The 22,649-nt window shown below is 63.5% G+C and carries 8 protein-coding genes; all 8 read right to left on the reverse strand.

Annotated features, from left to right (window positions below; translation table 11 throughout):
• Nucleotides 1–9: 9 nt before the first annotated feature.
• Nucleotides 10–12,483 (reverse strand): filamentous haemagglutinin family protein, encoded by a 12,474-nt coding sequence (locus tag GXB78_RS26045; RefSeq protein ID WP_329517576.1) that lies wholly within the window; start codon nucleotides 12,481–12,483, stop codon nucleotides 10–12.
• A 192-nt stretch (nucleotides 12,484–12,675) separates the two neighbouring features.
• On the reverse strand, nucleotides 12,676–13,779 hold the full coding sequence (locus tag GXB78_RS26050) for a substrate-binding domain-containing protein (RefSeq protein WP_329517577.1): 1,104 nt from the start codon (nucleotides 13,777–13,779) through the stop codon (nucleotides 12,676–12,678).
• A gap of 438 nt (nucleotides 13,780–14,217) precedes the next feature.
• Nucleotides 14,218–15,429 carry a type II secretion system inner membrane protein GspF gene (gspF, locus tag GXB78_RS26055; RefSeq protein WP_329517578.1) on the reverse strand — a complete coding sequence of 404 codons (1,212 nt, stop codon included), beginning with the start codon at nucleotides 15,427–15,429 and terminating at the stop codon, nucleotides 14,218–14,220.
• Complete coding sequence (gene gspE, locus GXB78_RS26060; protein ID WP_329517579.1) at nucleotides 15,429–16,835, reverse strand: type II secretion system ATPase GspE; 1,407 nt, start codon at nucleotides 16,833–16,835, stop codon at nucleotides 15,429–15,431. Before gspE ends, gspF begins: the two co-directional genes overlap by 1 nt.
• 843 nt (nucleotides 16,836–17,678) lie before the next feature.
• The gene (gene gspD, locus GXB78_RS26065) at nucleotides 17,679–20,048 is read right to left on the reverse strand and encodes a type II secretion system secretin GspD (RefSeq protein ID WP_329517580.1); all 2,370 of its coding nucleotides are present in this window, start codon (nucleotides 20,046–20,048) and stop codon (nucleotides 17,679–17,681) included.
• Nucleotides 20,045–20,593, reverse strand: coding sequence for a type II secretion system protein GspM (gspM, locus tag GXB78_RS26070; RefSeq protein ID WP_329517581.1), 549 nt, complete (start codon nucleotides 20,591–20,593; stop codon nucleotides 20,045–20,047). Before gspM ends, gspD begins: the two co-directional genes overlap by 4 nt.
• The gene (gspL, locus tag GXB78_RS26075; RefSeq protein ID WP_329517582.1) at nucleotides 20,586–21,707 is read right to left on the reverse strand and encodes a type II secretion system protein GspL; all 1,122 of its coding nucleotides are present in this window, start codon (nucleotides 21,705–21,707) and stop codon (nucleotides 20,586–20,588) included. The genes gspM and gspL overlap by 8 nt, the downstream gene beginning before the upstream one ends.
• Nucleotides 21,704–22,624 carry a type II secretion system minor pseudopilin GspK gene (gspK, locus tag GXB78_RS26080; protein ID WP_329517583.1) on the reverse strand — a complete coding sequence of 307 codons (921 nt, stop codon included), beginning with the start codon at nucleotides 22,622–22,624 and terminating at the stop codon, nucleotides 21,704–21,706. Before gspK ends, gspL begins: the two co-directional genes overlap by 4 nt.
• Nucleotides 22,625–22,649: the final 25 nt, after the last annotated feature.

Here is a 22,649-nt window from a genome sequence, read left to right on the forward strand (position 1 = left end):
GAGAGTCTTTTACAAAGACAGCTGCCCACGCTCCTCCTCGGTCAGCTGCTGTTTCGCCTGTTCATCCAGCGCCCCGGCGCCGAGTACCTGCACCGGGCTGTCCGGGTTGTAGCCCGTCGTCGGCGCTCGGCTGGCACCATCGCGCGTTGGTGCCAGTTGCTCGTTACCGAAGCTGAGTACCTGCACGGTGAACACCGAGGCCTGGTTCTGCCGCGCTGCTGCCTGTTGCTGACGGGCGACGTCTTCTGCCGCTTGGGTCGCCGAGGTAGCCGCCGAACTCGCCGAGGTGATTGCGCCGGTGTTGACCGCCGACACCACGGGCACGCCGGTCGCTTTGCCTTGCACGGAAATGTTCGCGGCGTTGACCACCGTCAGCGCGGCGATGTTGACGTTACCCGACACGCGGATCCCCGCCTCGCCGGCATCGATGGTGCCCAGTGGCGCGATCAGGTCGATGTTGCCCGGCGCCACTTCGGCGATCGGATTGAGTGTGGCGATACCGGCGCCGGTGCTCGGCACCGACGGCGACAGCGTGACGTTGCCCCAGGTGTCGTACACACGTTTCGGCGGTGTGTAGACCACGGTGGTTTTCGAACCGCGACCGGCGTTGATATCGCCCTCGGCGGACCAGCCGAGAATCGAGCCGCCGAAGGTGGTCATGATCCGGCTCTGGCCGAGCAGAATGCTGCCTTGCGAGTACAACTGAATGTCGCCCGAGCCCTGGGTGATGATCCCCGCTGTCGACGGTGGCGCCGCGCCTTCGATGCCGAACACCTGGCCACCGCCCGGCGTGAGCATCTGGATATCGCCGCCAAACAGCGTCTTGACCCCGGCGCCGCCGTACATCGTGATATCGCCGTCGTAGCGAATCGGATTGCCGGCCACATCAGTGGTCGGGAACAGCGCCGCAATGGCGTTGCGACCGCGCAAGTAACTGCCGGTGCGCGGGCCGTCGGCATCGGTATATTCCAGGCCACCGGCGCGCAATTCGGCGAAGTACACCTGGCGGGCGAAGATCGCCTGCTCGGTACTCGGCAGTGCGGCGAAGAAGGCTTGCGCCTGTTCGTCGCTACCCTTGAAGCCATAACCGAGGCTAAGCCAACTCTGCAGTTCTTCGACGTAGGTCTCGACCACTTTGCCCGGTTGCGCGCTGAGGGCCACAGCGGAGTCCGCGACGTTCTGCGAATTCAGGTATCGCGCGATGAAGCGCGAGTAATCCAGCCCTTGCGCACCAACACCCGCCTGCAACACCACGCTGGCGCCAGGGCGGCGATCGCCTGCCAACACCGGCCCGATGCTGGTGATGCTGGCCCGGTCCTCCATCAAAATGTTGCGTCCTGCGCTGACGTCAAGCACACCTGGGCCGCCGATATCAAAGCTGCTGTAAAGAATGTCGCGCCCCGCCGTAACCCGCGACACATCGTTTGGCCGGTTATGAATGAACAGGTTGCCGCTGGAAGCGATCTCTTCGTTGCTACGACCCATCCCGTCAGTCGGTACTTTGGTTGGCTGGCCCAGATAGGTGCCGGATGCGACGATGTCGCGGCCGGCGAGCATCCAGACCGGGCCGGCAGCTTCGTACCAGGTGCGCTGCGGTACGCCAAATTGGCTGAACGTCAGCGTTTCGCCGCTGCGCACCCCCACCAGGTCCCCGGTCAACGCATAGAACCGTGCCGGTCCCTGCACATCAGCAAGCCCCGAATAACTGTTGGCCCCGAACACAAACAACGGGTACAACGCGTTGGTTTTCGTCGCGACGCCGTCCGGGCTGTTATTGGTCATGATCGGCCGGCTCGCAAGGTTGTTGTCATAGCCGTTGAAGGATGGCGCAAACACTGTAGTGATTGCCGAAGGACTGGCGCCCGATTGATTGATCGCGTAACCACCGGCATAGATCGAGTCGCCTGCCAGCAGTTCCAGCTGACCCGCAGCCGACGGCGCCAGCAATAACGAGTAGCCCGACGCAGGCGGCGCATTGCCGGGGCTGTAGGTTGCCGAGGGACCGGCATAAATGGAGCCCTGGGCTGCCACCGCACGCAGGACCGACGGATAGACAAAGCGTCCGTCGGTCGGCGAGACGTTGTAGCTGGCATTGGTCAGCAGATCGCTTTCGGCCAATTGCGTGCTCGGCGTCAGGTTCCCCCCCGCCGAAAACAGATCGATCGCGGTGTGCTCGGTCCACAGCGAGAAGCCAGTCAAACCGCCGCCCGCATGGGCCACGCCACTGCCGTCGGTAAACGCCGTGGAGTTTTGCAGGCGCACACGCCCCGGATCCGCGGCGCCGCCCAGCACCAGATCGCCCCGCGTACTCAGGCGCATGCCCGAGTCACCGGGAATCAATACCAGACCGCCGGTGGCGCTGCTCAGGGTTGAGGTGAACGGGTCATAGGCGCGGACTTCGCGCGGATCCTGATCCTGCGCAAACGCGCCATATTGCAGATTGACGCCGCCCAACGCACTCGCGCTGACTTGCGCAGCACCGCGCAGGTTGATTACCGCACCTTGCAGATCGTGGCGCGGCGCTTGCGTTCCGTTTTCCCGCGCGCGGGCCAGTAGCGATGGGTTGAGCGAACCGCCCAGACGCATATCGATGTCGCCGCCACCGGTCAATTGCAGGCTGCCATCGCTCCGTACTCGTCCGGTGCTACCCACCGCAACGATCAGCCCCTGCCCCCGTGGATAAAAATTGGAGCGACCATCGCCGAGCGGATCAAGCATGCCGCCGTCGGCGCCCGCGCGCAGACTGATGTTGCCGCCGCCGAGGGTACCGAACCCGGTGAAACCGACAAGGTAAGGCGCCTTACCGGATTCGCCTGATAACGGCTGCGTTGCGTAGCTGCCGAAGTTGATCCACCAGGCTGTCGGTATCTCGCCATTGCCAGTGCCCTGGCGCCACAACCAATTGCCCACGGCCACGCTGGACACTTGCGGGCGGGTTTCGAGTTGTGGGTTCACAGCACGTTGCCCGATGACATCGCCCGACACCGACCCGCCGGCGCCGATCGTCAGATTGCCGCCCAGTTGCGGGTACCACGCTTGATAGAGGCTGTCACTGCCGCCATCGACCCATTTCTCGTTATCGCTGCCAGCGCTGCCAAGCACAGAACCGTCATCCGACAGACGCCCACGTGGCTGGTTGTAACGCGCCTCGACATCACTCGACTGCGTACCCGCCGTGTAAACACCGAAGGGTGATTCCATACTCAGGTTGCCAGCCGCCAGCACATCGAGGTCACCGGTGCCGGTGCGCAGCACGCTGAACATCTGCGTATGCGTCGACACCGTGGTGCCGCCGACATTGGGCAGGCACGAATTGGGATCGATATCGCACCAGAACAAATCACCCTCGGAAACCGGGGTACCGGTCGGCATGCCCAACATGTTGCCATCCGCCCAGAGGAACTTGGCGGGCGCGACACAGACACCAGGAATGTAATCGCACCAGAACATTTCATCTTCCTTGACCACCTCCCCGGCCGGGAACCCCAACGGGTTGTCCACCGCCCAGGTGGTGTCGAGAACTTTCGTGGTGACGAGCATGCCGTAATGCGTATCCGCCAGACGCAAATGACCTTCGCTGGTCAGCGGTTTGACGATACGAGTGTCGGCAGCGTCAAGGTCTGCCCCGGCAACCACGCGCATTGACCACGACGTGCTGCCCGACGGCAGCATGCTCGCCAGGGCCCAGTTGCGTCCTTGTTGCGTGCCGTTCAACGGACGCAAATCGATGTAGGCCGTGCCGTCAGCCAGCACTACGTTGGTCATCGACGGAATCAGCGAGCCGCGCAACAACGCCAATTCGCTGCTTAATTTCACCCCGACGATCTGGTTATCGGCAAACGTGCCCGGCAACGGCACGCCTTTGGGCCACAGCATCGCCTGCATGTCTGTGGCGGCGTTCAAGCGGGTTCCGGCCCCCAGGCGGCTGCCGGCTGGCAAGGTCACGTTGTCATTGAGCAAGGTACCGGCGGCGTACAGCAGATTGCCATCGGCATCATGCACCGCACCCGTCAACACCGTGCCGGCGGTCATTGTGTAAGGCCCGGCGAGGATGCCCTGGGTTGGCAACAGCGTGCCGCTGGCCAGCGTCGCGCCCTGTATCGGCAAGTCGTAATTGAGGGTCGTGCCGACCGGAAACAGCGTGCCTGGTGCCAGCGTTACCCCGGCGCCCGGAACGATCAGGTCACCACCGAAGGGCTGGATGCCCGGCACCAGTTTCCACCCGGCGTCGTCAACGGTTTCCGGCGGCGGCGCAAAGCCGTCGTTGATGCTGCCGTAGATATCGAGATTGCCACCCGCGCGGATCAGCAGGCTGCCGGATTCTCCCGAGCCATAAACGGCAGTTTTTTGCGTGTGTGGATTAAGGCTGGCATAGCGGTAACCGGACAAATCCAGATCGCCCTGCACCACCAGATCGCCATCGGCGGTGTTGCTGGCGATTTCTACGCCCGGGCGTAGATGGAACGCATCGCTATAAGCCGCGTTATTCAATCCGGCCAGTTTGCGTTGCAGCAAATCGCCGTTGCCCAGCGCCGCATCGATGAACGCAGTGCTGTCGGCATGGATACCGTCCAGATAAGCCTGATCGATCACCTGATATGGGCGTCCGCTGACTGCCACATCGGTGCCGTCGGCAGCATCGGTATAGCGCCGCGTGGCATTCAGGCCGATGGAGCGCGCGCCCTGAATATTCAGCACGCCACTGGCATCGATGGCAATGTCACCTGCGCCGATACGCGGTGCATTGAGCTCCAGCGTACCGCGCGACAAACCATCGTTCTGACCGGCCGCGCTGCCCATCGGAGCGTCGGTGCCATGGCGCAAATCGATCCGTGCGCCGGCGGCCAGCGTCAGCAGACCATCACCGGAATCGAGTTCGACCATGGCGCGGTTGGGGGCATCGATAATCTTGCCGTAGCTGTCGACCCGCAGCACACGACCATGGGCATCGAGCACGGCATTGCCGGTCAGGGTCAAACCGTTATTGGCGGAAAGACGAATGCTGCCGACCCGTTCGCCACTGGCGTCGATCAGGCCGTTCACGCGCAGACTGCCGTTGTCCACCGAGACGCTGACCTCGCCGGCCTTGAGGCCGTCGCCAATCAGCAGATCGCCCTGCTTGAGCTGGAAGCTGCGGCTGCCGAACACCTGCCCGCCATTCAGACGCTGGTTCAGCGCGGTAAACGCTTCGTTCAGATCGGCGCCCAAATGCTGCGCGCGGATGTCCACGCCGCCGGCCTTGTACGGCACGAGCGTGCCACCGGCATCGTAGTAACCACTGCTGGCGCCAAGGATCTCCCCCTGCAGATCGACCGTTCCCGCGTCCGCTGCCAGTGCGACGGCACTGAGATGACCAGCCTGATTGTTCTGCGCCGATAGGTCGATACGCGACCCGCTGGCCTGGCGGATATTGCCGCGATCGCTGTACAGCGCAACGTCGCCGCCCCAGCTGTACTTTGTGACGTCGTTGAACGGCAGCGCGCGTCCGGCCATGTCCAGTTGCGCAGCACCGGTCAGGTTCAGATCGTTCTCGGACCTGACCACCAGTTTGCCGCTGGCCAGCGCAATGCGACCGTCGAGCAGCACATTGCGCCCTTGCAGAGTCAACTCGGCTCCCAGAGCGTCAGCCACCGCCGCGTTGGCCACGCCACGCACGGTCAGATTGTCGCCGGCCTTGAGCAGGTTGACCGAGGCCGCCTCCCCCGTAAGCAACGGCGTGCGCAGATTGAGGTTGCCGCCGCTGTAGGCATAACCCGTCAGAGGATCGTAAGCGCCGTGCGCCTGGTACACCGAGAGGCTGCCCTTGTGGTTGGCGGTGATGCGCTCGCTGGCGGTGAGATTGACGGTGGCAAAGCCCAGCGCCAATCGGTTGTTCTGATCCAGGCCGTTGGGCTGCGGGTTCGGGCCATAACCGAACTCGATGCGTTGCGCCTGAATGTCCAGCGTACCGCTTCCCGTGCCCGCCCCGCCGCTGGCCACCGCACCCGGCGCCTGGGCCGCACCGCTCCAGATCAGGTTGGCGGTGCGAATGGTCGCCACGTCAGTGGCCTGGCCCATGCCATAGATGGCCGGCGTGGCGAGGGCCAGATTCTGCAAGCGACTGACGCCGGTCTGCGGATCGAGCGTATCGAGGCTGACGTTGCCGAAAAAGTTGAACGAATCGCGGGTGGTCAGGCTCAGGGTTTCCAGTGCTGGAGCACCGAACTGCGTGTCGCCGCGCAGCAGGCGATCGAGCACGTTCTGGTTCAGGTTCAGACCACTCGGAACCTGGCCCGCCGCCGCGATCGCTTCAGCACTACCGGCATTTATCGCACCGACTGCCAGAGCAAGGTGACGGGTACCAAAACGTACGGCCTCGTTGAGTTCGAACCGGTTATCGGTGGCGGCACTGATGCTGCCATTGGAATACAGCAGAGACGGCTGGGTGCACGGCTGTGCCGCGCAAGTGCCGATGCGGATACTGCCGGCCCCATCAAGACTGTTCCCGGCCGTCGGCGCGAGGACATTGGTCCAGCCGTTGGACACAACCAACAGGCTGGCGGCGCCCGGTTGATAAATGAAACCGTCGTTCGAGTCGTAAGGTGCTTTGCCCAGGCCGAGTGTGTTGATCCCCGCCCCCGCTTCGACGGTGATACCGCCGCTGGTGGTCGTCGTGCGTAGCAGCACCTCCGGCGCAGACAACACCGCGCCGTTACGCAAAGCAATGTCGGACGCATTACCGTCAAACCGTATGAAGTTACCCGCCGTGCCGTATTCGACGGTCGGCGTCGCGCCGAGGCTCAGGCGACCGGCACCGAGACGATTGAGGCTGTCGGCGTACACCGAAACGCCGCCAAAGCCTGGCGTGTGCGACTGTCCTTGCCCGAGCACTTCCAACTGCGTGGCCGACACGGTCGCGGTGCCGGCAACGCCGCCTGCACCGGGAGCGAACATGGCCTTGCCCTGGAAATTCATGCCGATGTCGTATTGATCGTCGGCAGTGAGTTTGAATATCAGCGACTTCGCATCCATCGGCGCCAAAGCCCGTGGCACACCCCGCCGGGCTGCATCGCTCTGGACAAACTGGGTGAAACTGGTTTCGTTGTACTGCGAATAGCGGCGTAGAACGTCGGCCGAGGTCAGGATCACCTGGCTCGGCAGGCTGTCGCGTAAAGCGCTGTTGGCGATCGACATCACACCGGCACCGGACCAGGAACCATTGCGCATTTTCAGCGCACCGGTGGTCATGCCCGGAGTTGCCTGGCCATTGACCTCGACCCGGAACGCGCCGGGCAGCAAGGCAAAGGTTGAAGGCAGCAAGGTGTAGGTTCCGGCGGCAAGGCCGGGTACACCGGCGCCGACGGTGATTTGCTGGCCAAGACGCGGATCGCTCGCACCCGCCTCGGCAAGCGCCGGCGCAAAAGCACTTTGGTTGCCCGGCACAATGGCGTACACCGGGTTACTGCCAAGCCCCGGCAAGCTGAACGTGCCATCGGCAGCGTTGCGCACCAGCGGATTGAAGCGGGCGTCGGTGGAACCGCCGCGCCCGGAAACGAAACCTGCGCCGCGCAGATCACCGCCGCCCGACAAGTCAATCAACGCATCGCTTTGTACATCGACGTACTGCCCGGTGAGGATCACGCCATCCAGGGCGCCGGCGATCCCGTGCAACGCCACGGATTTACCGTTGTAGCGATAGTCGATACCGTCGGTGGTGCCACCATAGGGCATGACCAGACCCGCGCCGCTGACCGAGGTGACACTGCCTGGCAACAGATGCAGCTCGCGGGTCTTGCCCAGCGCGCTCTCTCCCAACTGGATCAACCCCAACGGCGCGCGAATGACGCCGCCCTGCTCGATGGTTCCGGCCACCAGCAACAGGCTGCCAAACGCGGAATACGGCAAGGCCCGCGGCGCTTCGCCATGGCCGCTGATGCGCAATGTGCGGGCATCCTCGGCGATCGGGATCGGGCCCTGATAGCCGACACGGACATCGGCCGACACCCCGGTGGCGGGATAAATCTGCGCCGCGCGCAAGTTGAGGTCACCGGCTGTCCACAAGCGCGAGCTGCGTTCGTTGTCGTTCGGTGCGAGAAACCGCATGTCGCCACGACTGTCGAGAGTGACCTGATCGAAACCTCGACGGACGACGGCAAGGGCCGGCGCACCGAGCTGCGCAATCGTGCCTTCGGCGCCGAACGACAAGGTGTTGCTCAGATCGAGCAAATCAGCGGTGGCGGTGAATCGAGCGTTCGATACCTGTGTGGTAGGGGTGGCCAGCACCCGTGGACGCATGCTGATATCCGACGACAAGTATAAACCCAGCCCCGACAAGCGCATGTTCGGCGCGGCGAGATTGACCCGCGCCGTATCGCTGGCAGCCTGTGCCAGCGAGATCGAGCCGGTGTACAGATTCAAGCTTTGATTCATGCGCAGATCGACGTCGCCGGCGAAGGTAAGCAAGCCGTTACTCAACAGGCTCAGGTGATCGAAACCACCCGACATCAAACGCTCCGCGCTCAAGCGAGTCTGACCGTAACGCAACTGCGCCGCGCCTTCGCCGGCCTGCAGATTCGCCGGGAGCAGCGAGCCATCCGAGCCTTGGCTGATGATCATTTCACGCGGCGCACGCACTTCGTTGCTCGCCAGATTCATCTGGTAGAGCGGCGCGTCCTGGGCAATCTCCAGACGTCCACCCGACGCACCGACGCCACCCGCTGCTGCCTGCAACTGACCATCGAGGAACACGCCATTGTAAGAACTCAAGGCAATGCGCCCGCCATCGGTGGCGACGTCTGTCGATCCGACCCCGGCGACATCCAGAACTGCATGCGTGCCGGAGGCGTCCAGTCGCGCACCGTCGCGCACAATCACGTAGGCGTCGGCTGACGTCGCGGTGAGTTTCTTCGAATCGATCTCGCCACCGAGAATAATGCTGCCGCCCTTGCCGACCTGGCCGTACACCCGACCCAACGCATCCGAGGCGGTATAAGCGCGGCCGGCAACATCCAGCACCGCGTCTTCGCCGATCCAGATCGAACGGTTATGGGCTTGCGGGTCGGCGTTCTGCAGCCGGGTCGCCACGTCCAGCGAGCCAAACTGTTGCTGACGAATATCGAGGGTGCCGCCCCAAGCGTTCAATTGCCCGTTGACCGTAATCTGTCCGGCACCGCGCAGATTAATGCGCTGCCCTGGATCGACGCTGATACGTGCACCGTGGCCGATCGACAGCGGACTGTTCGCCGGGTCAATCAGCGCGAGATCACTGGAACCGGCCTGGAGCGTCAGACTGGCGCCGCCACGCTGGGTCAGAATGCCTTTGGCGGGGTTCTCCTGAAACAGTGTGGGGGTCCACAATTCGAGCGCTGTGCGCGGATCGACGCCGCTGGATTGGCGCGGCGCTGCATCGCCGAACCGATAAACCGGCATCACCACATCGACCTGAGCGCCTTCAGCGACTTCCAGACCGTTCAGGCCAGTGACGCTGAAACTGGCAAAACCTGTGCTGAACAGACTCGGGGCCAGATGCAGCGTGTTGTCGGCGAGTGCCCCGCCGGATCCACCGATCACAACCTTGCCGGACTGAATCGTCAGACTGCCGCCCCCGGCCACACCGTAGCCACGCACGTCGCCATCAAGGATCACCTGTGACGGCGTCGCGCCAGTCAGCGGCGTCGACTCCACGGTCACGTCGCCACCCTTGCCACCGCGCGTCTTGCCATTGGCCAACAGCGCCGCGCCGGACGATACGTCAAGCAGACTGCCGCTGCCCAGGCTGACCTTGCCGGTACTGCGCAACGACACCACACCGCCATTGAGGTAGGCCAGACTGTTGACGTCGTCCGGGTCGGTGCCCAGATTGCTCCACAGACCGCGCGCATCGAGTTGCACATCCTCGGCCACCGTGACCCCGACAGGCGTCCCGGCTGGCGTCGTCAATCCGGGGTTACCCGTCAAGACATCACCCAGATTAAGGCTGCCGCCGCGCGCCGTCAGGTTCGCATTGACCTGCACTTGCGGCCCGAACAAGGTGATGTCGCCACCTGAATCAACGGTGAGTGCCTGATCGATGACAATGGATTTCGCGGCGGCGACCTTCAACGCGCCGAGTTGAAAGCCGTTGAGCAGATCGCTGTCGAGAAACAGTTTACCGACCCGTTCCTGCGCCACGGCATCCGCCAGGCCGGGCGCTGTGAGCATTGCTGCGGGAGTTGCGCCGATCTGCACTTGATTCAATAGCGCATCGAGCTGGTATTGCAGGCCACCGGCAGTCGCCGACCAGGCCGGATCGTATTGCCCGACGATCAACTGGGCCCGGCGAGCACGTGCGGTCTGACTCTGCTCATAGCCATCAAGCACCGCGCGCGGGGCCTGGGTCTGGCGCTCGCCCTGGTACACGTCGCCAAGAATCTGCCCATCGACCAGCGCGTTGCGGGTGCCTATCACCAATTGGCCAGCGTCACGGCCGACGGTGTAGCCCGACTCCTGGCGCGACGTCGGTGCAATCAGCGGGTTATGGTAAAACCGGGTCTGGCCCCAACGCTCGCTGCTGTCTTCATAACCTTTATACAACCCGGTATAGAGCAGATCCCCCGGCGCCCGCGAGACTTCGTACAAACGTCCGTCAGCCCCTCGCAGCCAGCTCTGACGGATCTCGCCGCTCTGCACGTCAAGGGTGCCACCCGACAAGTTGATCAGCGAACCTTTCTCCGTGACCACGTCGTTGCCGGAAAAATTGACGCTGCCGCCCTGGGCCATCCATTCGCCGATAGTGTGCCCCTGAGTGCCCAGATAACCACCGACCTCGAGCAAACCGCCGGCGGTGTACCAACGGTCGGTGGCATAGCCGTTAGTGCCGGCCGGCACGTACACCAGTTCGCGGACATCAACCCAGATATCGTTACTGTTGAGTGCGCCGCCTTCGCGATTGACCGGTGCATCGCGTTGCTCGTTGCCCTGCACGTTGATCTTGATGTTGTTGGCTTCCATCGCCACTTTCACCCCGACAGCGCCGGCCACATCAATCAACGCGCCGTCGCGCACCAGGCTGCGGCGCCCCGCCGCTACCGCGACCTGGCCACCGGTGGCGAGGGTGATCGAACCGTTCTGAAATTCGACGCTGCCGCCACTGCCGATGTCGATGCGCGACTGATCACCACGGATGCGGTTGTTGGCACTGACGGCCTGTAGTGATGCGTCACGCTGACTGTCGAGCGCGGTGAGGTCGCTGCTGTCGAGCATGATCGCGGTAACGCTGCCTTGAGCCAGCGTGACGCTGCCGGCGCTGTCGCTCGCCGGGTTGAGCAAGTGCACAGTGCCGCGCGTGGCCACCGAGGTGCTTGCCAGCACCACACCGTTTTGCAGCACTTCATGGCCGGTCAGGGTGATGTCGCCAGTGGCGGCCTGGATCAGGCCATTGTTGCTGACCTTTCCGGCCACGGCGTCAGCCTTGAAGCCTGGTGTAACTTCGTTGCCGAAGGTCGTGGACGCGGCGTTGCCATCGGTACCTGAACCCTTGCGGATGTAAAAGCGGTCGCCTGCACCGAGTAGCGTCTGGCCTTTGGGGGTGCTGATGTTGCCATCGTTCTGCACCTCGTTGCCCAGCAGCAAGGCGTAGCCACCCGCGTCCGTCGACGCCTTGGGTGTATGGGTCTGGATACTCGCGCCACGTTCCACCAGCACCTTGCCGGCCGCGTCAGTGAAGGTCGGCTGGGTGGCGTTGCTGTCGAAGTACAGGCCCCGGTCGCGGAACTGGATATCGGTGATGTTGGCCGCGGCGGCCACCAGATTGCGCACGTTGACCTGGCTGCCGCCACTGAACACGATGCCGTTGCGGTTGATCAGCATCACCGTGCCGTCGCCCTTGATCTGGCCCTGGATCTGACTGGCGCGCGCGTTCGGATCATTGACCCGGTTGAGGACTGCCCAGTTGGACTGCTGAGCGAATTCGACCGTAGTGTTGCGGCCGACGTTGAAGGTTTCCCAATTGAGAATCGCCTTATCGGCGGTCTGCTCGATTTTCACGTTGGTCTTGCCATCGGCTTGCGTCTGCTGCGGCCCCTTGGCGTTCAGCCAACCCTGGGTGAGGCTGTTGTCGACCTTCAAGCCGCCCTCGCCCAATCCATCCGGCACGTTTTGCACACTGCCCAACGCCACCGCACGACCGGCGGCCTGAGCCGCCTGTTGCGCGGCAATCGCCGCCACGGTGTTGTTGAGCGTCTGCAATGAACGCTGCAATTGCTGATTGGCTTTTTGCTGCTGCGCCAGCGGCGGCGTCATGCCCGGCAGCCCTCCCATGCTCGGTCGAGCGGCCGTCGCTTGTTGCGCAGCGCCCTTGGCGGCAAACCAGCTGGAACTGAACGCCGTTTGCGCCTGCGCACTGCCCGCCACCAGACACAACGCCACCGCGTGCGCCAGTGGCTTGAGCAGCCACAGCGCCGGGTCGGCGACCTCACGCTTGAGCATCTGGACACGGGTACTGCGACGGGATGGGCGAGCGAGCATCACTACGAGATCCTTTTTTTATTGCCACATAAAGCTGCAGGCCAGCAAAAGCCCGCTGTTACGACATAGGCAGTTGGCGCGTGGCGCGACCGAACGGATGTCACACAAACTTCATGATTGAGGTGTAAATCGGCCAAAAAAAATGGCAGCAGCCCTAAGGCTGCTGCCATTTCATTGCGTGTGCAGCAGGACTTACAAAGGACGACCCACAGCGTTGCAGACGCTGGCGTTGTTGATGTCCAGGTTGTTGCCGGTGGAGTTGGTGACGAAGTTGGCGGTTACAGCGGTTTTCCAGTTGGTTGGAACCGGAATGAAACCGTGAGCTGCGGTTGCTACGGCGTTGCCCGGAGTGCTGTAGTGCTGGGTCAGGAACGCTTTGACATCAGCGGCCACGGCTGCGTCCTTGTAGCACTGGCCGAAGATGAAGTTGGTGTAAGCCGCCATCGCGTAACCGCTGGACGGGTTGGCAACCACAGGGGACCACTGCGCCGGGTTGGCCGCGTTGGTTGGCAGTGGAGCCGAAGCCAGCGCAGTGTTGACGTTGGCGCTGGTTGGCTGAACGCCGTTGATGCGGGCAACAACAGCGTTGCTCGCAGCGTTGACACCGTCCGGACCGACGTAACCGATCGAGCCGTCAACCGCGTTCACGGCCGGAGCAACATCAGCAGTGTTGGCCACACCTACCCAGTTCGACGGCAGCGCGGAACCGGCTGGCAGACGGGCGTTGGTGAAGGTGGTGTTGACCGCGAACTTGGTCGGGCAGATCGCGTTCAGGTGACGGCTGAGGATTTCGGTGGTGCCGCTCGAAGTCGAGCGGTAAACCACGCGGATGGCCGTGGTATCAGCAGTGCCCAACAGCGCGCCCCAGGTAGTCTTGGTGCCCGACAATGCATCGCACAACTGAGCGCTGGTGAGGTTAAGGGTGGTGTTGCCGGCTTTTTTGTACGGAATGGCAACCGAAGTGGCCACCGATGGCAGCTGGATCAGCGGGCCGTACGAAGCACCGAAGTTGGTGGTGTAGGTGCTGAGTTCCGCAGCGCTGAGGATCGAGTCGCTAGCGGCGAAGTGCACAGTGCCGGTGGTGCTGAACTGGGTAGCGTTGTTGGTCAGGAAAGCACTTTTGCCAATGCCGCTACCGGTCACGGCGTAGCTGAAGTTGGCAGGCAGGATGCTGTTGGCAGAACCTTTGTACAGCGCGGCAGGCAGCGAGGCGCCACCACCGGTTACGGCCATGGCTTGGGCGGAAGCCAGAGCGGCGACGGTCAGTGAGGCGGCGATCAGAGTGCGCTTGAACATGAAGAATCTCCTTTTCAACTTGGTTTGGAACACAGGTTTCGGAAGGCTTGCATGACACCGGGAGGTTCCACCGTGGTGGAGCCGCAGGGAGAAATTCGCAGTTTCCGGTGACAGATAAAGGAAAAAACCTCGGGAGCTGCGCGGGGATTTTTGTGCGGATTTCTCGGGTGTTTGCGGGGTATCGCAGGGCGTCTGGATCGCGGGTTTGGTTGAATCGGGCTGGAGCCGTTGGCGGGTGGTTGCAGATGACAGAATGGAGAACCCGAGGATGGTCGGATTGGCGCTCGGGTGGTGCTGAGGCTGGTGAAAAATATTTGAGTTTTGTGTTGTAGCGACTGGCGCTTTCGCGAGCAGGCTCGCTCCCACAGTTGAAATGCATTTCTCCTGTGGGAGCGAGCCTGCTCGCGAAGAGGCCGGCCCGGCCAACATCAAACCCGGCTACTGCACCAACTGATTGATCTCGATAATCGGCAACAACACCGCCATCACAATCACCAGCACCACCCCACCCATCACCACAATCATCAGCGGTTCGAGCAACGCGGTCATGCCCATCGCTCGTCGTTCAATGTCCCGGGAAAGCGTCTGCGCCGCGCGCTCGAGCATCGGCGGCAGCGAGCCGGTTTTCTCGCCGCTGGCGATCAGGTGAATCAGCACCGGCGGGAAGACATTCTCCACCCGCAGCGCCGCCGCGAGGTTGACGCCTTCGCGCACCTTGGCCGTGGCCTCGCTGACGCTCAGGCTCAAGCGGTCGTTGGACAGCGTCTGCCGTGCCGCTTCCAGTGCGCGCAACAGCGGAACCCCGGCGCCGCCGAGAATTGCCAGCGTGGACGCGAAGCGCGCGGTGTTCAGGCCGAGAATGAAACGTCCGAACAGCGGCAACTTCAACACCCGGTGATGCCAACTCAAACGCGCCGCCGGATTACGCAAATACAAACGCCAACTCCAGAACGCCCCGGCCATCAGCGCCGCACACAACCAACCCCAGGCGCGAATGAAATCACTGGCGGTGAGCATCGCCAGCGTCAGCCCCGGCAGATCCTGCCGCGCCTGAGAAAACGCGCTGACCACCTGCGGCACCACGTAACTGAGCAGGAAAATCACAATGCCGATCGACACCAGCCCGACCACACCCGGGTAGATGAACGCGGTGAGAATCTTGCCGCGCAGGTTGTTGCGTTCCTCGATGTAATCGGCCAGCCGCTCCATCACCTGGGCCAGATCGCCGGACTCTTCGCCAGCGGCAATCAGCGCCCGGTAAATCTCGGGAAAATCCCGTGGCCGCGACGCCAGCGATTCAGCCAGACGCATGCCGCTGCGCACATCGGCGCGCACGGCGCTGAGGGTCTGGGCGATGTGTTTTTTCTCGGCCTGCTCGACTGTGGCACTCAGCGCCGCTTCGAGTGGCAGGCTGGCGCCAAGCAGGCTCGCCAGTTGCCGCGTGGCCCACGCGAGGTCGTTGTCCGAGAGTTTGGCGCTGAACAATCCGCCGCCACCGTGTCGGGCAACGTTGCTTTCTTCATGCACCGTCAATGCCGTCAAACCCCGCCCACGCAAGGCACTGAACGCCGCGCTCTGGCTGTCCGCCTCAAGGTGCCCGGATTCGATTTTTCCCGTGGCGTCCGCCGCTTCAAAGCGATAGCGATTCATCAGGCGTCCCGTGTCACACGAAGGATTTCTTCCGGCGCGGTGGCACCGCTGCGAATCCAGCGTTCGCCGTCCTCACGCAGGCTGAACATCCCAGCTTTCGCTGCCGCCGCACGCAAGGCCTGCTCTCCTGCCCCTTGGTGAATCAGCGTGCGGATGTCGTCGTCGATGCAGAACAATTCGTGGATGCCGGTGCGACCGCTGTAACCGGTGTGGTTGCACGCCACGCATCCGACCGGGCGCCAGGTGCCGGGCGTGGCCGGGTCTTCCTGTTTGCACTGGTTGCACAGACGTCGGACCAAACGTTGCGCGAGGACGCCAAGCATTGATGACGCGAGGAGAAAAGGTTCAACGCCCATATCGATCAGGCGATTGACCGCCGACACCGCGTCGTTGGTGTGCAGCGTCGCCAGCACCAAGTGCCCGGTGAGCGAAGCCTGCACCGCGATTTGAGCGGTCTCGAGATCGCGGATCTCGCCGATCATGATGATGTCCGGGTCCTGGCGCAGAATCGCCCGCAGCGCGAGGGCAAAAGTCATGTCGATCTTGGCGTTGACCTGAATCTGGCTGATCCCCGGCAGGTCGTATTCGACCGGATCTTCCACGGTGAGGATGTTGCTGGTGCTCGCATCCAGCCGCGCCAGCGCCGCGTAGAGGCTGGTGGTCTTGCCGCTGCCGGTCGGCCCGGTGACCAGCACGATGCCGTGGGGCTGGCGGATCAGGTGGTCGAGTTTGGCCAGCACCTGCGCATCCATGCCCAAGGTTTCCAGCTGCAAGCGCCCGGCCTGTTTGTCGAGCAGGCGCATCACCACGCGTTCGCCATGGCCGGTCGGCACCGTCGACACCCGAATATCGATCGGCCGCCCCGCTACACGCAAGGCGATGCGCCCATCCTGCGGCAGGCGTTTTTCGGCGATATCGAGCTGGGCCATGATCTTGATCCGCGACACCAGCGCACCGTGCAAGGCCTTGCGCGGCGAGACCACGTCACGCAGGGTGCCGTCGACGCGGTAGCGCACCACTGAATGGGTTTCGAACGGTTCGATATGAATGTCGCTGGCCTCGTCGCGCGCGGCCTGGGTGAGCAAGGCGTTGATCATGCGGATCACCGGCGCGCCGTCCTGGGTGTCGAGCAGATCGGTGATTTCCGGCATGTCCTGCATCAGCCGATCGAGATCGACTTCGTTCTCCGCCGCGCCGACCACCGCCGCCGCACTGCCGGTGTCGGCGTAAGCGCTGGCGAGCAGACCGTCGAGCTCGTCATCGCGCACCCGCTCGACCTGCGTCGCACCGAACTGCCGGCGCACTTCACTGATCGACCAACCGGGCGTCGACGGGCACACCGTCAGCACATCGTCGCGCAGCAGAATCCGCTGCGCCTTGGCCCAGGCATACGGCAATTTACTCACGAGACACTTCTCCCAAGGACCCACGGCTGCACCTCATCCCTGTGGCGAGGGAGCGTGCTCCCGCTGGGCTGCGCAGCAGACCCAAACCCGGCAAACCGGTTTTTCCAGGTACACCGAGTGCAGCGGACTTGCGGCGGCTGCGCCCCCGAGCGGGAGCAAGCTCCCTCGCCACAGTCATCAGTCGGCTCAGAGGCATGGGCACCCTTGAACAGCGAAGCCCGAAGCAAAGACCACCCCTCCCAAAAGCGCACAGCCTCCCTGTGGCGAGGGAGCTTGCTCCCGCTGGGCTGCGCAGCAGACCCAAACCCGGCAAACCGGTTTTTCCAGGTACACCGGGTGCAGCGGACTTGCGGCGGCTGCGCCCCCGAGCGGGAGCAAGCTCCCTCGCCACAGTCATCAATCGGCTCAGAGGCATGGGTACCCTTGAACAGCGAAGCCCGAAGCAGAGACCACCCCTCCCAAAAGCGCACAGCCTCCCTGTGGCGAGGGAGGTTGCTCCCGCTGGGCTGCGCAGCAGACCCAAACCCGGCAAACCGGTTTTTCCAGGTACACCGAGTGCAGCGGACTTGCGGCGGCTGCGCCCCCGAGCGGGAGCAAGCTCCCTCGCCACAGTCATCAATCGGCTCAGAGGCATGGGCACCCTTGAACAGCGAAGCCCGAAACAGAGACCACCCCTCCCAAAAGCGCACAGCCTCCCTGTGGCGAGGGAGCTTGCTCCCGCTGGGCTGCGCAGCAGACCCAAACCCGGCAAACCGGTTTTTCCAGGTACATCGAGTGCAGCGGACTTGCGGCGGCTGCGCCCCCGAGCGGGAGCAAGCTCCCTCGCCACAGTCATCATCTGGCTCATAGTCGTGGGCCTGCTTCGATTGGCACCGCTTTGATCGTGGCGCGAGGACCTGAAGGTGGGACGCCCTCGGCCGCCGCTGGCAATTGCGGGGCCTGCATGTCCGGCATCGCCCAGCTGCGTTCCGGCTGCAAGCCGCCCTGGGCGCGGCGCATGAAGTCGTAGCGGTTGAGGGTGATGCTGCGCCCCGCTTCGCTGTCGCGAATGATGTACGGGCGCAGGAATACCATCAGGTTGGTCTTGGTGATCGCCCGGCGTTCGTTGCGAAACAGTGCGCCGATGCCCGGGATCGTCGACAGCCACGGCACCGCATCATTGCTCTGGCTGTAGCCGTCCTGGAGCAAACCACCGAGGACCATGATTTGCCCGTCATCAAGCAGGATGCTGGTGTCGATCGCACGTTTGTTGGTGACGATGCCGGCGGCGGTCACGCTGTTGGACGCGCGCTCATCGATGCTGCTGACTTCCTGATAGATATCCAGCTTGACCGTGCCGCCCTCGGAAATCTGCGGGCGCACATTGAGCTTGAGACCGACCTCTTCGCGAGTCACGGTCTGGAACGGGTTATTGCTGGTGCCCCCACCGCCGGTGACGTAGCTACCACTGACAAACGGGATGGTCTGGCCGACAAAAATGCTCGCCGCTTCGTTGTCCAGGGTCAGCAGGTTCGGCGTTGACAGCACGTTGGTGCCGCCCTTGCTCTTCAACGCCCGGGCCAGCACTTTCAGGTCGAGGATCTTGCCGATGCCGGGGATGTCGACGGTGCCGTTGACGTAGCCGAGGTTCAAACCCTGCGGCAGTACGTCGATGCTGTTCTTGGCACCCGTGTTGAGCCCCGCGCCACCGAGATTGGCGCCACCGATCACGCCTTTTCCGCCGAGATTGCCGGTCTGCCATTGCACACCGAATTCACTGGCATCGTCCTCGCCAACCTCAACGATCAGGCTCTCGATCACCACCTGTGCACGGCGCTGATCCAGCAAGTCGATGACCTCGCGCAAGTTGCGATACAGCGGCTCTGGCGCGGAAATCAGTAGCGTGTTGGTGGTGGCATCCGCCTGAATTGTCACGCCGCCAGCGCTGAAAGCCACGTTCTGCTCGCTGCTCTGCGTACCGCCATTGCTCGCCCCTCCGCCACTGCCCTGCGCATAGCTGCCGCCCGTTCCGCCGCTGCCAGTCGTCGTTGAAGTGCCCGTGCTCGGCGCATTGCTCTGGCCATTCTGCCCGGCATTGCCGCCGGTGCTGCTGCCCATGGCGCTGAGCACCGAACGCGCCGCATCACTGCTGCCGCTGTCGCTCTCGCCGGTGAGCAAACCGCGCAACGCCTGCGCCAGTTTCGCCGCTTGAGCGTTGCGCAGATAAACCACATGCAGATTGCTCGGATTGCTCTGGGCGTTGTCGAGTTTGTAGATCAGATTGCGCGCCAGCTCGGTGCGCTCTGGGCTGCCGGCGCGGATGATGATGGTGTTCGAGCGCGGGTCGCCAATCACCGCGATTTTCTGCGTCGGGTCGTTGCCCGGCGCATCAAGCAAGTCGGCCACCATCGGCGCGATGTCGGCGGCGATGCCGTTCTGGATCTGCACCACATCGGTGTCGATCGCGCTCGGCGTGTCGATGCTCTCGATCAGTTGCGCGACGCGGGTGAGGTTCTCGGCGTAGTCGGTGATCACCACGGTGTTGTTGCCCGGATAGGCATTGATCGGATTGTTCGGCGAAACGATCGGGCGCAGCACCGGGATCAGGTTCACCGCGTTTTCGTATTGCAGGCGAAACGTGCGCGTGAGCATGCCGTTGCCCGCTGGTTTGTCGGCGCTGTAGATCGGGCCGCCGAGCAGTTTCGCGTCGGCCTCGGGAACCACCTGCGCAACGCCGCCGACATCGACCACGCTGAAGCCTTGCATGCGCAACGCCGCGAGCAGCATGTCGTAGGCTTGGCGGGCCGGCACCTGACCTTCAGAGACCAAGGTCAGATTGCCCTTGACCCGTGGATCGACGAGAAACTGCTGCCCGGTGGCCCGCGACAGCGCACGCACAACCGCCTGAATATCGGCCTCGACGAAATTCAGCGTCACCGGTTGCTCGCCCAACGGATTACGCGCGACCGAGTTGCTCGGCGCGCCACCGCCACTGCGCCCACGCTGACTGATGTTGTGCAACTGCTTCGGCAGCGGTCGCGCCTGAGCCTGCGCCCGTTCGCGATCGGCCACCGCATCGCCGCTGCGCTGGGTATTGGCCAGCGGCCGCCCGAGCTCACTGTCGACCAACAGTGGCGGCTGATTCTGCGGGGCCGTGGTGCTGTTGCACGCGCTCAATGCCATCAGCAACAACGGCAACGCCAGACGTGCCGGTTTGCAGCGTGACTCCTTCATGAAGCTTCCTTAGCGCCCTGCGCCTGATCCATGCGAACGGTGCCTGACAATGTGCCGGCGGTGACTTCGGTCGAGGCCTCACTTGCGCGCTGCAACTGCGCCTCGACCACCTGCAGCGAAATTTGTGACGGCTGGCTGAGCAACCAGTCGAGCAGCACATCGGCGGGCGCGGCGTCGACATTCAACTGCCACGCGCCACCCTCCGCCGCTTGTAATTGGTAGTGCCCTGCGAGCCCAGCCGCTTGCAGACTTTGCTCCAGCGACTGGCCAACGCTTTGCCCCTGCGGACGCACATTGACGCTGCGCAACAGCACTTCCAGCGCTTCGGTCTGCGCGCGCAACTTGGGCGTTTCGCTCTGCCAAAAAGTGATCCTGGCCAGCGGCGGCTTGACCAGCGTCAGCCAGATCAGCAACCCGATCAGCACCACGGCCATGCCGGCGACCATGCGTTTTTCACGCAGCGCCAACGGCTGCCAACGCGCCTGCAACTGGCTGCTGAAGCGCTGCCAGCGCGCACGGTAAATCGCCAGCGTCGCCCTACTCATCGTCTGCTCCGCTGTCATCGTCTTCGTTGGTGTTGGCGCTGGATTCATCGGTCGGGCGCAAGGTCCAGCCTGCGTCATCGGCAGTGACGCTGATGCCGGCCTGGGCCAACGCGCTTTGCCAGTCCTTGTCGTTGCCGCCACGGTTTGCATCGCTGAGCAATGCCAGTTGCAAAGCACCGTCACGGTAAGTCAGGCGCTCGACACTGCCGGCCATGAACGGCATGCCCGTGCCGGCCTGCAACACCAGCCGATTGAAATTCTGAGCCGGGTCATCGACCGCGCCTTTTTGCCGCTGCTCCAGTTGCTGACGCGCCTGTTGCAGCGGGTTGAGAATTACCGGTAATTCGGGAAACGCCTGCTTCACCCGCTGACTCATCTGCGCCTTGAGCTGCTGGCCCTGCCGCGCTTCGCGAGCTGCGTACAGATTCAGGCCAATCACCCAGACTCCCACGGCCAACGCCACACAGCCGACAGCGCGACCCCACCCGCGCTGCTCGCCGCCGGTTTGCTGCAGGCCACCGTGCAAACCCCAACCCGGCAAGGGACCGATCCAGCGTTGTGCTGATCCGGCTTCGAACGATGCCTCGTCAACTCCGTCACCGAGCAACGGCTCAACCTGCGCATTATTCAAACTCTCGCGCCGGAGCAAATGACCGTCCGCCACACAAGCGACAACCCCCGGCAACACCGGCAGGCTATACGGCGCCGGATACAAACCGCGCAGACTCAACCCCGCCTGCTTGAGCACCGCCACCAGACGCTGCAAATGCTGCCGCGAAACCCAGGCAATCTGCACCTCCCCGCTCGCATCGCGAGGGCTGTGACCGATATGCATCTGGCTACAGTCGCCGAGCATCAACGCCTGCGCCGCGCACTGCACTGCTGCCGCCGTTTTGCTCGCGGGCAGCGGCGGCAGATCGATGCTGGCGAGCAAGCTGTCAGCCGGGTGCAGAAAGCACAGCAGCGGCGGTTGTTTTGGCCGTTGCCCCAACTCCCTAAGACTCAGCCGTTCTTCATGAATGAGCTGCCCCTGACGATCCAGCCAGGCGCAGCTCACTTCGCTGTGCAATTCCAGCTCCGCCAGCGGCGGCAGCGCAACGCGCAACTGGCTCATGCGCCCACCCGCGACCAGATCACCTGCGGCAGCCGATCCTCGCTGCGGTGCAGCAAAGCGTCGAGGCTGACCCGGCGCTGATCGCGCCGCGCCTCACCGCGCAAACGAAACCAGTCACTGGTGATGCCGACCTTGACGCTGCTCACTTCCAACTGCGGCATGCGCAAGCGGTTCACGAAATCGCCGCGATTGATAAACCAGCGCCCCGCGTCACGCTCGGCAATCAACGCCGTCGCCCGCTCCAGCGAAAGCCCCGGCACATAGGCCGCCAGCACCTGCGCCGTGGCGGTATTGCCGTTGATCCATGTCGTCGCCGGAATCACCGTCACGTACGGTGCCAGTTGGCCGATCAGCGCATCGGTCACGCCTTCGACGCTGCGCAAGTCATCGAGTGTGCGCAGCATCGGCACCTTCGGCAGTTGCGGTTTGTGATCAGCATCCGGCGAAGTCGCGCGGCCACTGTCGAAACCTGCTTTGCCAGTCGCGCCAATCTGCGCATTGAGCAGATGCGGATAACCAGCAATCACCCGCTCGCGGATGCGCTGGCTGACAACGGCGCTCACGCCGATCAGCTCACACAAGCGCTCGAACACCTGCACCTGCGCCGCATCGATCCGCTCGTTGGCAACCAGATTGCGCAAGTTGAACTTGCCCTGCTCGTCCTCCAGCCGCCCGGCAAAACCCGCCGCCAACAACGGCTGCGCCCAAGGCTGATCGCGCCGGGTCAACGGATCACGCAGCCGCGCATCCCACAGCAACTGCCGGCTGATCTCCAGACCACCCTGCGCGACCCAACGCCCGTGCACCCGCTGCTGATCGGCCTCCAGCGCACGGGTCGCCACGCTCTGACGCGTCAGCATCCCCGCCGCAATCACCGCCACCACGGCGGCAATCAACAACGCGCTGATAATCGCCATGCCCCGTTGCTTCGCCCCTTTGAGC

It is taken from the genome of Pseudomonas moraviensis subsp. stanleyae (assembly GCF_036283065.1).
Classification (GTDB): domain Bacteria; phylum Pseudomonadota; class Gammaproteobacteria; order Pseudomonadales; family Pseudomonadaceae; genus Aquipseudomonas; species Aquipseudomonas stanleyae.